At 70.2% G+C, this 14,276-nt stretch carries 12 protein-coding genes; 10 read left to right on the top strand and 2 right to left on the bottom strand.

The window, feature by feature from the left end; all coding sequences use genetic code 11:
• Positions 1-30: 30 nt before the first annotated feature.
• From ACFVXC_RS39610 to ACFVXC_RS39600, 3 genes are all read left to right on the top strand, one after another.
• On the top strand, positions 31-2,382 hold the full coding sequence (locus tag ACFVXC_RS39610) for a GH92 family glycosyl hydrolase (RefSeq protein WP_389916162.1): 2,352 nt from the start codon (positions 31-33) through the stop codon (positions 2,380-2,382).
• Positions 2,383-2,557: 175 nt separating this feature from the next.
• Complete coding sequence (locus tag ACFVXC_RS39605) at positions 2,558-3,931, top strand: wax ester/triacylglycerol synthase family O-acyltransferase (RefSeq protein ID WP_389916160.1); 1,374 nt, start codon at positions 2,558-2,560, stop codon at positions 3,929-3,931.
• 70 nt (positions 3,932-4,001) lie between these two features.
• Positions 4,002-5,507: an SDR family NAD(P)-dependent oxidoreductase gene (locus ACFVXC_RS39600; protein ID WP_389916158.1), complete on the top strand. Its 1,506-nt coding sequence runs from the start codon at positions 4,002-4,004 to the stop codon at positions 5,505-5,507.
• 50 nt (positions 5,508-5,557) lie between these two features.
• Here the strand turns inward: ACFVXC_RS39600 and ACFVXC_RS39595 are convergent, their stop codons facing one another.
• Complete coding sequence (locus ACFVXC_RS39595; protein ID WP_389916156.1) at positions 5,558-6,382, bottom strand: SDR family oxidoreductase; 825 nt, start codon at positions 6,380-6,382, stop codon at positions 5,558-5,560.
• Positions 6,383-6,689: 307 nt separating this feature from the next.
• On the opposite strand from ACFVXC_RS39595, the gene ACFVXC_RS39590 reads away from it, so the two are divergent.
• The 7 genes from ACFVXC_RS39590 to ACFVXC_RS39560 all read left to right on the top strand — a co-directional run bounded on the left by ACFVXC_RS39590 (position 6,690) and on the right by ACFVXC_RS39560 (position 12,941).
• Positions 6,690-6,863 (top strand): hypothetical protein, encoded by a 174-nt coding sequence (locus ACFVXC_RS39590; protein ID WP_167828876.1) that lies wholly within the window; start codon positions 6,690-6,692, stop codon positions 6,861-6,863.
• Between the two features lie 119 nt (positions 6,864-6,982).
• A complete protein-coding gene (locus ACFVXC_RS39585; protein WP_389916154.1) occupies positions 6,983-7,969 on the top strand; it encodes a YihY/virulence factor BrkB family protein in 987 nt (328 codons plus the stop codon).
• A 167-nt stretch (positions 7,970-8,136) separates the two neighbouring features.
• Positions 8,137-8,508 (top strand): phage holin family protein, encoded by a 372-nt coding sequence (locus tag ACFVXC_RS39580; protein WP_389916227.1) that lies wholly within the window; start codon positions 8,137-8,139, stop codon positions 8,506-8,508.
• Positions 8,505-8,945 carry a DUF3618 domain-containing protein gene (locus tag ACFVXC_RS39575; protein ID WP_389916152.1) on the top strand — a complete coding sequence of 147 codons (441 nt, stop codon included), beginning with the start codon at positions 8,505-8,507 and terminating at the stop codon, positions 8,943-8,945. The genes ACFVXC_RS39580 and ACFVXC_RS39575 overlap by 4 nt, the downstream gene beginning before the upstream one ends.
• Positions 8,942-9,208 (top strand): DUF4235 domain-containing protein, encoded by a 267-nt coding sequence (locus tag ACFVXC_RS39570; protein WP_389916150.1) that lies wholly within the window; start codon positions 8,942-8,944, stop codon positions 9,206-9,208. Before ACFVXC_RS39575 ends, ACFVXC_RS39570 begins: the two co-directional genes overlap by 4 nt.
• Positions 9,209-9,338: 130 nt before the next feature.
• Positions 9,339-11,228, top strand: a complete 1,890-nt coding sequence (locus ACFVXC_RS39565; RefSeq protein ID WP_389916225.1) for a family 20 glycosylhydrolase — start codon at positions 9,339-9,341, stop codon at positions 11,226-11,228.
• A gap of 66 nt (positions 11,229-11,294) precedes the next feature.
• Positions 11,295-12,941, top strand: a complete 1,647-nt coding sequence (locus ACFVXC_RS39560; protein ID WP_389916148.1) for an alpha-L-fucosidase — start codon at positions 11,295-11,297, stop codon at positions 12,939-12,941.
• 190 nt (positions 12,942-13,131) lie between these two features.
• On the opposite strand, the gene ACFVXC_RS39555 is transcribed toward ACFVXC_RS39560, so the two are convergent.
• Positions 13,132-14,148, bottom strand: coding sequence for a LacI family DNA-binding transcriptional regulator (locus ACFVXC_RS39555; protein WP_389916146.1), 1,017 nt, complete (start codon positions 14,146-14,148; stop codon positions 13,132-13,134).
• Positions 14,149-14,276: the final 128 nt, after the last annotated feature.

The raw sequence follows: 14,276 nt of genomic DNA, 5'->3' as shown, positions 1-14,276 counted from the left end.
ACAACGTTGTCCAAGGAGGCGTTCCCACCCATGAGATGGACTCGACGGCTACGCGGTACGGGGGTGGTGGTGGCTGCGGCCGCGCTCCTCGGTGGCGCACTCGCCATACCGGCGGCGCAGGCCGCCCCGGCGCGGGACGGTCAACTGACCGATCTGGTCAACCCGTTCATCGGGACGGAGAACGAGGGGAACACCTATCCCGGCGCGGCCGTGCCCTTCGGCATGGTCCAGTTCTCGCCCGACACCGGGCACAACACGGGTTACGACTACTCCGACACCCATATCCGCGGCTTCTCGACCGTCCATCTCTCGGGCGTGGGCTGCGGGTTGGGCGGCGATCTGCCGGTCCTTCCCACCACGGGTGACGTCAAGGAGACGGATTACGCCAAGTACGCGGCGGAGTTCAGTCATGACGACGAGAAGGCGAGCCCCGGCTCGTACAAGGTGGGTCTCAAGTCCGGCATCGACGCCGAGCTGACCGCCACCAAGCGGGCCGGTGTGCAGCGCTACACCTTCCCCGCCACCGACAAGGCCAACGTCCTTCTCAACGCGGGCCAGTCGTTGCACAAGACGGGCGGCACCAAGGTCGAGATCCTCGACAGCCGTACGGTCCGCACGGCGATCACCGGCAGCGGTTTCTGCCAGGACACGAAGCCGTACACGGTCTACACGATCACCCGCTTCGACCGCCCCTTCGCCACATCGGGCACCTGGAAGGGCGACACCGTCACCGCGGGCTCCAAGAAGTCGTCGGCGGGCGAGGAGCGCAACGGCGCGTACGTCCGGTTCGACACCTCCAAGGATCGCACCGTAGAGGCGACCACAGCTCTGTCGTACGTCGACGCCAAGGGTGCGGCGCTCAACCTCCGTACGGAGGGCGGACGTTCGTACGACCGAGTGGAGAAGGCGGCCCAGCGGGCGTGGGAGGACCGGCTCGACGACGTGAAGGCGCAGGGCGGCAGCGAGACCGTGCGCCGCACCTTCTACTCGTCCCTCTACCGCTCCTTCCTCGCGCCGAACATCGGCAGCGACGTCGACGGCCGCTACACGGGCTGGGACCAGAAGATCCACCGGGCTGATGATGACGGGGGGTTCACGTACTACCAGAACTGGTCGCTCTGGGACACCTACCGCACCCAGGCGCAGCTCCTGTCCCTGCTCGCGCCGCACGAGTCCCGGGACATGGCGCTCTCCGTCCTGAAGATCGACGAGGAGAGCGGCTGGCTGCCCAAGTGGGGCTACGGCACGGTCGAGACGAACATCATGACGGGCGACCCGGTCACCCCCTTCCTCACCAACGCCTACCAGCAGGGTCTGCTCAAGGGGCATGAGGAGGAGGCGTACCGCGCGCTGAAGAAGAACGCGGACGGCGTCCCTCCCACCGAATCGGCGCCCGTGGGCCGCGAGGCGAACAAGGAGTACCTGAGCGACGGCTTCGCGCCGTACATCAAGGGCCGCCCGCACGCCAAGCCCGGCGACTCCGACTACGACCACGGCGCTTCCGCGACCCTCGAGTACGCCCTCTCGGACGCGATGCTCGGCCAGATGGCCGGTGAGCTCGGGCACAAGGCCGACGCCAAGCGGTACGCGGACCGTGCGCAGAACTACCGGAAGATCTTTGACGACTCGACCGGGTTCTTCCGCGCGCGGGACGCGGCTGGTTCCTTCACCGGACCCGCCGACCCCGCCAAGAGCGAGGGCTTCCACGAGGGCACGTCCTGGCAGTACCAGTGGCTCGTCCCGCAGGACCTGCCAGGCATGGTCGACCTCATCGGCGGCAAGCAGGCCACCAACGACCGCCTCGACTCCTTCTTCGCCTACGAGCAGCTCCTGAAGGACCCGGCGAAGACCGCGCGCGAGGTGTGGGTCAACGGTCCTTACGACTACTACAACGCGGACAAGTACAACCCGCAGAACGAGCCCGACCTCATCGCGCCGTACACCTACCTCTCGACGGGCCAGCCGTGGAAGACCACCGACGTGGTGCACGCCGCGCTCACGCTCTTCACGGACACCCCGACCGGCATGACCGGGAACGACGACCTCGGCACCATGTCCGCATGGAACGTGCTGTCCTCGATCGGTGTCTTCCCGGTCCAGCCCGGCACGGACACGTGGGGTCTGTCGACGCCCGTCTTCGAGCGCGTCGACCTCACTCTCGACCGCCGCTACTACCCCAAGGGGCGCCTCACGGTGAAGGCGCGGGGCACGTCGGACACCGACCGGTACATCCAGTCGGCGCGCGCGGACGGCGCCGACTACGGCAAGACGTACCTGACGACCGAGGACATCCGCGACACCCGCGAACTCTCCTTCACGGTGGGCGACAAGCCCTCCGAGTGGGGTACGTCGACGAGCGCGGCCCCGCCCGCTCTGAAGTGACGTAAGACATACGCCACTTGTGCACCACCAGGCCCGCCTCTCCCAGAGAGGCGGGCCTTAATCTGTTGTTAACTGTGCGTAGCTTGATCGTACTTGACCGTAGTCGTACAACGGCGATTGACTGCTCATTCACGTCAGTCATCCCCCGCATCGTCCTCGACGCGAGAGCAGCCCGTTGAATACTCCGACCGCTGAGCCCTCCGACCTGCTCGCACCTCTCGACCTCGCCTTCTGGAACCTCGAGTCCGCGGAACACCCCATGCACCTGGGGGCACTTGGAGTCTTCGACGCCGACTCGCCGGGCGCGGCCGAGCGCGCCGCCCAACTCCTCGCCTCACGTGCGGCGGCCGTGCCCGGACTGCGACTCCGGATCCGTTCGATCCTGCTGCCGGTCGGCGCGGCCGTCCGGGCGCCCGCGCCCGCCTTCGACCCGCTGCACCACGTCCACCTCGCCGAGCCGGTGCGGGACTTCCACGACGCGGCGGGCGTGCTCATGCAGCGCCCCCTGGAGCGCGAAAGGCCGCCGTGGGAGGCGCACGTCCTGCCGGCGCAGGACGGCACCTCCTTCGCCGTCCTCTTCAAGTTCCACCACGCGCTCGCGGACGGTCTTCGCGCCCTGATGCTCGCCGCGGCGGTCATGGACCCCGTGGACCTGCCCGCCCCGCGCCCGGCGCCCGTGGAGCCCGAGGCCTCCCGCTGGTCCTGGCTGCCCGACCCGCGCAAGCTGCCCGGTCTCGTCCGCGACACCGTCGCCGATGTGGGGCAGGCCCTGGACATCGGCTCGGCCGTCGCCCGGGCGACCCTGGGCGTGCGGTCGTCGGCCGCCCTCACGTCACGGGCCACCGGCACGCGGCGCACCGCGGGGGTGCTGCTGGACCTGGACGACGTGCACCGCGTGCGCAAGACCGTGGGCGGCACCGTCAACGACGTACTGATCGCCGTGGTCGCGGGAGCCCTGCGCCGCTGGCTCGACGAGCGGGGCGACGGCAGCGAGGGCGTGGAGCCGCGCGCCCTGGTCCCGGTCTCCCGGCGCAGGCCGCGCGGCGCGCAGCCGCCCGGCAACCGGCTCTCGGGGTATCTGGTCCGGCTGCCCGTCGGCGACCCGGACCCGGTCGCGCGGCTGCGGGCGGTGCGGGCCGCCATGGACCGCAACAAGGACGCGGGCCCGAACCGGGGCGCGGGCGCGGTCGCACTGCTCGCCGATCATGTGCCGCCGATCGGCCACCGCATCGGCGGTCCCGTGGTCGCGCAGGCCGCCAGGCTGCTCTTCGACATCCTCGTCACCAGCGTCCCGCTGCCCAGTCTCGGCCTGCGACTCGGTGGCTGCCCGCTCGCCGCCGTGTACCCCTTCGCGCCGCTCGCCCAGGGGCAGGCGCTCGCCGTCGCGGTGTCGACGTACCGGGGCCGGGTGCACTTCGGTCTGGTGGCGGACGCGGTGGCCGTACCCGACCTGGATGTCCTCGCGCACAGCGTCCGTGCGGAGCTCGCGGGGCTCGTCGAGGCGTGCGTGGACCGTCCGAGTTTGGTAGAGGGGTCCTTCGCTACGTAAAGTTCTCTTCTTTGGAGCTTCCGCGGTCACCCAGACGAGCCGCGGCATGAGTGACGCGAGGACAGCGGCGATGACGGTGACAGAGGACAGCCTGGAGGCTGCCGGTCCGGCCGAAGAGGCCGTCGAATTCGGCCCCGGCATCGACCCCGACCGGCTCGCCGTCTGCCTCAGCGTGCTCGACGAGCTCGACAAGCTGGACGTCGACCACCCCGACGCGATCGCGGTGCGCCGCGCCACGGCCGGGATCTACCGGACCGTGAAGCAGCGCCGCCGCCAGGACCGCCGGGCCGCCAAGACAGCGCACGACAAGGCCGTCACCGAGGCCACCGCCACCGGCTCCGCCGAGCGGATCGACGACGAGACCGAGGGGCTGCTGCCGTCCTCGCAGACCCAGGAGGGCCGGATCGCGGGGATACTCCAGCGACCGCGCTCCTGCTACACCTGCAAGACCCGGTTCGTGGAAGTCGACTACTTCTACCACCAGCTGTGTCAGGACTGTGCCCGCCTCAACCGGTCCAAGCGAGACGCACGTACCGACCTCACCGGCAAGCGCGCGCTGCTCACCGGTGGCCGCGCCAAGATCGGCATGTACATCGCGCTGCGCCTCCTTCGTGACGGCGCCCACACGACCATCACGACGCGCTTCCCCAAGGACGCCATCCGCCGCTTCAAGGCGATGGACGACTCGGCGGACTGGCTGCACCGCCTTGAGGTGGTCGGCATCGACCTGCGCGACCCGGCCCAGTCGGTCGCGCTCGCCGAGCGGGTCGCCGCGGCGGGACCGCTCGACATCCTGATCAACAACGCGACGCAGACCGTGCGCCGCCTGCCCTCCGCGTACGCCGCCCTGGTCGACGGCGAGGGCGCGCCGCTGCCCGCCGGGGAGCTGCCCGCCCACTCCGTCATCGGCGCCTTCAACTCCGGAGCGGTGGACGGCCTGGCCGCGCTGCCCCTCGGCACCAGCGGCCTGGAAGCACAGCAGGTCGCCGACCTCGCCCTCGTCGCGGGCAACGCCAGCGTCGCCCGACACCTCGATGGCACCGCCATCGACGCGGGCGGCCTGGTCCCGGACGTCGTCGACAGCAACACCTGGGTGCAGACCATCGAGCAGATCTCCCCGGTGGAGCTCCTCGAGACCCAGCTGTGCAACTACACCTCGCCGTTCATCCTGATCAGCGCGCTGCGTCCGGCGATGGCCGACGCAGCGGGCAAGGCGTCGAGCGGCCGCTCCTACGTCGTCAACGTCTCCGCGATGGAGGGCGTCTTCGGCCGCGGTTACAAGGGCGCCGGCCACCCGAACACGAACGCCGCCAAGGCCGCGATGAACATGGTGACGCGGACCAGCGCCCAGGAGATGTTCCAGAGCGACGGCATCCTCATGACCTCGATCGACACCGGCTGGATCACCGACGAGCGCCCGCACTACGACAAGCTGCGCCTGGCCGACGAGGGCTTCCACGCCCCGCTCGACCTGATCGACGGCGCGGCCCGGGTCTACGACCCGGTCGTGCGGGGCGAGGCGGGCGAGGACCTGTTCGGTGTCTTCCTCAAGGACTACGCACCCGGCAAGTGGTAGGGGAGGGGCGGTCGCCTGCCCGTATTTGAGCGTACGTCCTGTACGGCGTGTCAGGCCTCGCCGGTCGTCGTGCGCAGCCGCTCGTGCACGGCGTACGAGGATGCCTTGTCGGCGGCTGCCGCCCGCACCCGGGTACCGCCGTCCACCAGCACATCCGCGCCCGTCACCCATTCGGCCGCATCCGAGACCAGCCAAGCCACCGCCCGTGCCACGTCCTCCGGCTCGCCGATGCGGCCGAGCGGCAGGCTCGCGGCGAGCTGCTCCTCGGCGCCGTCCCACACGAAGCGGGCCATCTCGGTGCGGATGAGTCCCGGGGACACGGAGTTGACCCGTACCGAGGGCGCCAGTTCGCCCGCCAGCTGGGCGGTCAGGTGCAGGAGCGCCGCCTTGCTGGTGCCGTACGCGCCCACGTTCGGCCCCACATGGGACGCGCCCTCGGTGCAGATGTTCACCACCGTGCCGCCGTGCTCGCCCATCCAGGACCGCCAGGCGAGCTGCGTCAGGCGCAGCGCGGCCTCGACGTTCACGGTGAAGGCGGCGCGCCAGCGGGTGAGGTCGACGTCCATCAGCGCGCCGTAAGGGGCGTTCGTCGCCGCGTTGTTCACCAGCACGTCAAGGCGCCCGAACTCGCGCATCGCGAGGGCCACGCACGCCTGTGCCCGAGCGGAATCAGCCACGCCGCCCGCGCATCCGACAGCCTCTGCGCCGTCCGCGCGCAGCTCGGCCACCGCCGCCTGGAGGGCATCCGGTGCGCGGGCGGTGATGACAAGGCGATGTCCGGACTCCGCGAGGCCTCGCGCGACGGCGAGCCCGATCCCTCGCGAGGCTCCGGTCACCAGAGCCACCGCGCCCTCCCGTGCCTGGGCAGAAGTCATCCCCGTACGGTCCCATGGAGATACGGAAAGGCCCATGGGGTCGACCCGTTGGGGTGTTTCCGGCCCGTCAGTCACCCCCACACCATCACCAACTGTCTGAAATCCACCCCTTCGGCCGAACCCATAGAGCGTGAGCGCGCTCATTTGGTTAATCTGAGACGAACGGACGGCCTCCAGGGGATCCACAAGCGCCCCTCAGCCGCCCCGGGACAGGCTCGCAACCGTGGCCGCGATCCCGCCTTGCCAACGGCGCCACCGCGACCGAACTGCCCTTGTCCTTCCGTTACGCGACACAGAGGAGTGCGCGGTGACACCAGATCTGACGAAGCAGGAAAAGCGACCGGCGGAACGCGGCGGCGAGCGGGCCGGCAGGCCACGCAAGCTCAGCAACCTGGACTCGTGGGCCAAAGCGGCCCCGATCCGCCTAGCCGGCTACGAGGACGACCTCGCGGAGCCGCACATCCTCCCCGGTATCGACTGATCCCTGCGCTTCGCCGCGTGCCCCCTGCCGACTCCGGCAGGGGGCACGCGGCGTGCGGGGTCGTGCGGTGCCGGTCCGAACCGTGCATGGCAGGGCCGCGGCGGGTTACTCCGGGGAGTATGAACGGGACATCGGATGCCGAGTACGGCGCGGACCGCGCGCCGGTCGAACCGACGCGGTTGCCGAAGCGGTCATGGCGGGCGGTCGTCACCGGCGTGGTCCGGGAGTTCAAGGACGATGAGCTGGTCGACCGGGCTGCGGCGCTGACCTACTACGGGGTGCTCTCGCTGTTTCCCACCCTCCTGGTCCTCGTCTCCCTCCTCGGTGTCGTGGGGGAGTCGGCCATCGACTCCCTCCTGGAGAATCTCAAGAAGCTCGCGCCCGGTTCGGCGAGGGACATCATCAGCGACGCCGTGCAGCAGTTGCGGGGAGAGGGCGGCATCGGCTCCGTCATGGCGGTGGTCGGCCTCGTACTTGCCGTGTGGGCGTCATCCGGGTACGTGGGGGCGTTCATCCGCACGGCCAACGCCGTGTACGACATACCGGAGGGGCGGCCCGTGTGGAAGGTTCTGCCGGTCCGGGTGGGTGTGACGCTGGTACTCCTGACGCTGGCCGTCATCAGCGCCCTCATCGTGGTGTTCACCGGCGGTATCGCCCACACCGTGGGTTCGGCCCTGGGGTTCGGTGACGCGGCGCTGACCGCTTGGTCGATCGCGAAGTGGCCGGTCCTTGTCGTCCTGGTGACCTTCATGATCGGCCTGCTGTTCTGGGCGACGCCGAACGTGAAGGGCCGCGGTTTCAGGTGGGTCAGTCCCGGCAGCGTGATCGCCCTGCTGGTCTGGCTGGTCGCCTCGGCCGGATTCGCCTTCTACGTGGGGAACTTCAGTTCCTATAACAAGACCTACGGCGCGCTGGCCGGAGTGATCATCTTCCTCGTGTGGCTGTGGCTCAGCAACATCGCGATCCTGCTCGGCCTGGAGTTCGACGCGGAGCTGTCCCGGCAGCGTGCCATCGCCGGTGGTCTGCCTCCTGAGGAGGAGCCCTACGTGCCGCCCCGTGACACCCGTGCGTGGGACGAACAGGACCGGCGGCGCATGGAGGAGTGACGCCGGCCGACACGCCCGACATGTTCGCGGCCCTCGACGATGTGCCGATCGCGGAGATCGGGGTACTCGGCCGCGGAACAGACAGGAGGTTGATGACGATGGCCCAGACAGATCCGCACACCTCAGGCCGAGACGGCGGCGGACGGACTGTCCCCCGCAGCGAGCCGGTGGGCGATCTCGTGCAGCGCGCGTCACAGCAACTGACGGAGCTGGTGCGCGGCGAGATGCGGCTGGCCCAGGCGGAGATGAAGGAGAAGTCCAGGCGCTACGGCAAGGGCGGCGGGTTGTTCGGTGGAGCCGGTCTCGTCGGCTTCCTCACCCTGCAGGCTCTCGTCGCCACCGCGATCGCGGCGCTCGCTGTGCCGCTTCCGGCGTGGGCCGCGGGTCTTGTCGTCACCGCCGTCCTCGGTCTGATCGCCGCGGTACTGGCACTGACCGGGAAGAAGGAAGTCGGCAAGGCCGCCCCGCCGGTCCCCGAGCAGGCCATCGGCGGCGTGAAGGCCGATGTCGCAGAGATCAAGGAGAGTGCACAGCGATGACCCAGTCCCACGACAAGCACACCGCCGGCGCCGGGGAACTGCGCGCGAAGGTCGAGCGGACCCGGCACGATCTGGGAGAGACGGTCGAGGCGCTGGCGGCCAAGGCGGACGTCAAGGCCCGGGCGCAGGACAAGGCGGTCGCGATCAAGGGCCAGACGGCCACCAAGGCGGCGGAGCTGAGCGGGCAGGCGGTCGCGAAGGCCGCCGAGGCTGCCCACGTGCTGCAGGACAAGGTGCCCGACCAGGTCAAGGACAAGGCGGCCACGGCCACCGGACAGGTGAAGGCCGCGGCCGAGCAGGCCACTGAGGTGTGGCAGGACAAGGCGCCGGAGCAGGTCCGCAACCATCGCACGGCCTTTCTCGCGGCCAGTGGCGCGACGCTCTTGGTCACGTACGTACTGGTGCGGCGCAAGCGGAGGCAGGGGAGCGCGGTGTGAAGGCATCGAAGATCGCGTACAAGCCGGTCGGACTCGCACTCGGCGCGCTCGCCGGTGTGGCCGCGGGCGGACTGTTCAAACAGGCGTGGAAGGTGGCCGGACACGATGAGGACGCGCCCGATGCCACCGATGAGGACCGCGGCTGGGGCGAGATCCTGCTGGCGGCCACCTTGCAGGGCGCGATCTTCGCCGTGGTCAAGGCGGCCGTCGACCGAGGCGGCGCTGTCGCCGCGCGCCGGTTGACGGGCACTTGGCCGGGCTGACGGGGCGCGGACGGGGCCCACAATTCATCCGATGGATCGATGCGGGGAGGCGCAAATGTCCAAGTCCTCGCTGAGGGCAATGCATTGACACTCTGATGAGGCACTTGAATCATCGGATGTCATGACTGACATGCCCATGATGTTGGCGCCGCCCCGTGCGCGGCTCCGCCGACTCGGAGTCGTCGCCGTGGCCCTGCTGATGCTCGCGGCACCGGTCCCGGCGGCCCAGGCCGCCGGGACCCCGCAGCCCGCCACGGACCCGCCCCGCACCTTCCCCGCCCTCGCCGACTGGACGCCGGGGAAGGGGAGTTACGTCTACGGTCCTGCCACCCGCCTCGTCGCGCACGGACAGGCGGCGCGGGAAGTCGCCCGCACCCTCGCCGACGATCTGCGCGCCGCGGGCCAGGGCCGGGTGCCGGTCGCGGCAGGCGCCCCGCGTGACGGCGACATCGTGATCGACGTCGCTCCCGGACGCAAGCCGCTCGGCGCCGAAGGGTACGAACTCCGCGCGGGCGAACACCTGGAGATCACCGGCGCGACCGGCGCCGGAGCCTTCTACGGCACCCGCACGCTCCTCCAGCTCCTCGCGCAGAGCGACCGCCTGCCGGCGGGGCGCACGGTCGACGTGCCCCGGTACAAAGAGCGCGGAGTGGGCGTCTGCGCCTGTTACATCCACATCTCGACGCCCTGGCTCGAGAACCTCGTACGCGACATGGCGTACAACAAGCAGAACCAGCTGCTCCTCGAACTCAAGGTGAAGAGCGAGAAGCACCCCGAGGCCAACAGCTGGGGCTACTACTCCAAGAGCGAGATACGCCGCCTCGTCGCCCTCGGCGAGAAGTACCACGTCACGATCATCCCGGAGATCAACTCCCCCGGCCACATGGACCCTTGGCTGGAGAAGCGCACCGACCTCCAGCTCACCGACTCCGACGGCGAGCCGCAGCCGTCGCGCCTCGACGTCACCAAGGACGAGGCTTTCGCCTACTACACGAGCCTCATCGACGAGTACGCCGAGGTGTTCCCCGCGAAGTCCTGGCACATGGGCGCCGACGAGTACATGCTCGGCTCGGACTTCGCCAAGTACCCCCACATCCTCGAATACGCGAAGAGGAAGTACGGCGACAACGCGACCCCGCAGGACGCCTTCGTCGACTTCGTGAACCGCGTGCACGCGTACGCGGCGGGCAAGGGCAAGCAGCTGCGCATCTGGAACGACGGCCTGACCGGAGCGAACACGGTGCCGGTCGCGGCGGGGACGAGTGTGGAGCACTGGCTCGACGTGAAGACGAAGCCGAGCCGGCTCATCGCCCAGGGATACCCGTTGCAGAACGCCGCATACTCCCTCTATCTCGTCCGCGGCGGCTTCCACACCGACACCAGGGCGCTGTACGACAAGGCGTGGGACCCGCGCAGCTTCGAGGGCGAGAAGCTCGCCTCGCGGGACGGTATCACCGGCGCGAAGATCAGCCTGTGGCCGGACAACGGCCGGGGCGAGACCGAGAACGAGGTCGCGGCGTCCATGGCGATGCCGCTCAGTCATGTCGCCCAGGTCACCTGGGGAGCCGCGCATCCGGACCCGACGTACGCCGACTTCACCGCACGCGCCACGTCAGTTGGTCACGCGCCGGGTCGGCAGGACCTGACGAGGACGCCGGTGGCGGACGGAACGTACACCCTGCGCGACGCCAAGGGGCAGGCGGAGCCCGCCGCCTACGAGATCAAGCGCACCGCCGACGGGTACGTGACGCTGAAGTCCACGGCGGACGGCACCTGCCTGGAGACGCGGAGCGGGAGGCTCACGCTCAACGTGCCCCTGGAGCCGGGTAGTTCGATCACCCGGGAGACGTGTAACGCGGCGAACACCTTGCAGCGGTGGCAGCTGGTGAAGGCGGCGGACGGCTACCGGCTGACGAACGCCATCACACGCATGTCCGTGTACGTCACCGATGACGGGCGGCTCCAGCAGTACCCGGCGGATCAACGGGCCCCGGCCGCCTGGACCTTGACCGCCCGCTGATCCCCCTCCATCCGCTGTCCCCGCTGACCCCATCGCCAGAGACCCGACAGGGAGACCCGCACCCCCATGACTGTCAGCAGACGTCTTTTCGTGACCGCCGCCGTCACCACGGCGGTCGCCGCGTCGAGCGGTTCCCTCGCTCTCGCGGCGCCCGGCTCCATGGGCACAGCCGCTGCCGCCGCTCCGGAACCGCCCTACCGCATCCCGATCACCCCCAAGGACTCCCCGGACGAGATCGTCACCAAGGCTTCCCAAGTCCGGCCCACCGAGCGGCAGATCGCCTGGCAGCGCCTTGAGCAGACCGCGTTCCTGCACTTCGGCGTCAACACCTTCACCGGCCTCGAATGGGGCACGGGCGATGAGAATCCCGACGTCTTCCAGCCGTCAGTACTCGACACCGACCAGTGGGCGCGGGCCCTGCGCGAGGGCGGCTTCAAGCTCGCCATCCTCACGGTCAAACACCACGACGGCTTCGTGCTCTACCCCTCGCGCTACACCAAGCACAGCGTGATCAGCAGCAGTTGGCAGAGCGGAAAGGGCGACGTGCTGCGCTCGTTCGCCGACTCGCTGCGCCGGTACGGCATCAAGGTGGGCGTCTACATCTCGCCCGCCGACGAGAACCAGTACCTGCACGGCGTCTACGCCAACGGCAGCGCCCGCTCGCGGCGCACCATCCCCACGCCGGTGGAGGGCGACGACCGGGCGGGCGCAGCCGCCCAGCGGTCGTTCACACTGGACGCGACCGACTACGGCGCGCACATGCTCAACCAGCTGTACGAGGTGCTCACCGAGTACGGGCCCATCGACGAGGTGTGGTTCGACGGGGCGCAGGGTCGCATCCCGCCGGAGAAGGTCGAGACGTACGACTGGGACAGCTGGTACGCGGTCATCCGCGCCCTGGCCCCGGACGCGACGGTCGCCGTGCGCGGCCCCGACGTCCGGTGGGTCGGCAACGAGGGCGGACTCGCGAGGGAGGATGAGTGGAGCGTCGTCCCCGTCAAGGACTCGGGGAACGGGAGCATCGACTACGCCCTGAAGTACGACGCACCCGACCAGGGGAGCCGGGAGGCACTGGCCGAGGCGAGAGCCCTCGCCCAGTACGTGCAGTGGTGGCCGGCGGAGTGCGACGTCTCGATCAGGCCGGGGTGGTTCTACCACGAGGACGAACAGCCCAAGTCGGTCGAGCAGTTGACGGACATCTGGTTCCGCTCGGTGGGCCGGAACTCCGTACTGCTCCTGAACATCCCGCCGGACAGGCGGGGGCTGCTTCCCGAGGCGGACGTGGCGCGGCTGCGGGAGTTCCGTGAGCGGATCGGGCGCGAACTGCCGCAGGACCTCGCGCGGGGCGCGCGGGTGCGCGGCGACGGTCGCCGCGCGTCGTACGCGGTGGACGGCGACCCGGACACGGCATGGGTGTGCCCGGCGCCCTCCCGGGGGACGCTCACGGTCGACCTGGGCAAGGCGCGCGAGGTCGACCGGATCCGGCTCGGGGAGGAGATCCGGCAGGGTCAGCAACTTGAGCACGCGGTGATCGAGGCGCGGGTGTCCGCCGGGGCCGGGTGGACCCGAGTGACGGAGGTGGACACGGTGGGGGCGAGCCGGGTCCTCACGCTGGCCGCGCCGGTACGCGCGCGGGAGTGGCGGCTTCGGGTGACGGGATCGCGCGGGGCGGTGCGGCTCGCGGAGTTCGGCCTGTACCGGTCGCGGGTGTAGAGGACGGTCCACCATGGTCCGCGTCACCGGCTGAGGGCCCAGGCCGAGATACCACCGGAGAGCTCGGCGACCTCCTCATCGGAGAGATCGTCACGCAGGTCCAGCGCGATCGAGAGTTCGCAGATGTCGGCCATACCGGCACCGAAATGGCCGGGTACGACGGACCTGTCGCCGGACCGGGCGGGACAGTTCAGCTCCCGGCCACCGGTCCCGTGCTCTCCCGCTCGATGAGCGTGGGCAGCGGTACCTGGACCGTGGCCGCGGGGCCGTCGTCCAGGAGGGACAGGAGCTCGCGGGCGGCCGTCCGGCCGAAGGACGTCGTGTCGCGCGACAGCGCCGTCAGCCAGGGGTGCACCATCCGGCACAGCGCCGAGTCCTCCCAGGCGATCACCGACACGTCCCCCGGTACGCCGAACCCGAGCGAGGCCGCCGCGGCGACCCCGGCGACGGCCATGACGTCGTTGTCGTACACCAGCGCCGTCGGCGGTGACGCGGCGGAGAGGACGCGCCGTGTCACCGCGGCCCCCTCCGCGTCCGAGTAGTCCGTGGTCACCGAGCGGACCTCGGACAGGTCGCGCCGCCGTGCCTCGGCCCGCAGCGTGCGGATCCGGCGCTCCGTGTGGGCGAGTCCCGGCAGACCCGCGATGTGCACGATGCGGCGGTGTCCCAGGGCGTGCAAGTGGTCCACGACCGACGCCATCGCGCCCGCGTCGTCCGCCCAGACGGTGGAGAGGCCCGGATGGTGCACGTCCGGGTCCGGCACGCCGCCCGTGACCACGGCGGGCAGCCCGAGCTCGTCGAGGAGCGCGGGGCGGGGGTCGTCCGTGCGTGGGTCCACGACCAGGACACCGTCCACCCGACGCTCGGCCCACCACCGCTGGTAGACCGCGCACTCGGCGGTCACGTCCTCCGCCACCTGGAAGAGCAGGCCCAGCTGACGCTCCGCCAGTACCTCCTGGATGCCCGAGATCAGCTGGAGGAAGAACGAGTCGACGCCCAGCGTCCCGGCGGGCCTCGCCACCACGAGGCCCACCGTCGCCGAGCCCTCGCCGGACAGCGCGCGCGCCGCGGTGCTCGGGTGCCAGCCCAGTTGCTCGGCGACCCTGCGGACCCGGTCGCGGGTGATGTCGGAGACTCCTGGCCGGTCGTTGAGCGCGAAGGACACGGCGCTCTCGGAGACTCCGGCACGGCGCGCGATGTCCTTCATGGTCGGCCGGCGTGCCGGGGACCGCTTGCCTTGCACCGGTGATGCCCCTTTCCTGTGGCGCGCAGACTAATGCGCTTGAGCCAGCACACTCTAAAGCGCATTAGTCAATCCATGCAAGAAGTCGAACA

Source organism: Streptomyces sp. NPDC058257 (assembly GCF_042881845.1).
GTDB lineage: Bacteria > Actinomycetota > Actinomycetes > Streptomycetales > Streptomycetaceae > Streptomyces.
This window is presented reverse-complemented; position numbering and strand designations above follow the sequence as displayed.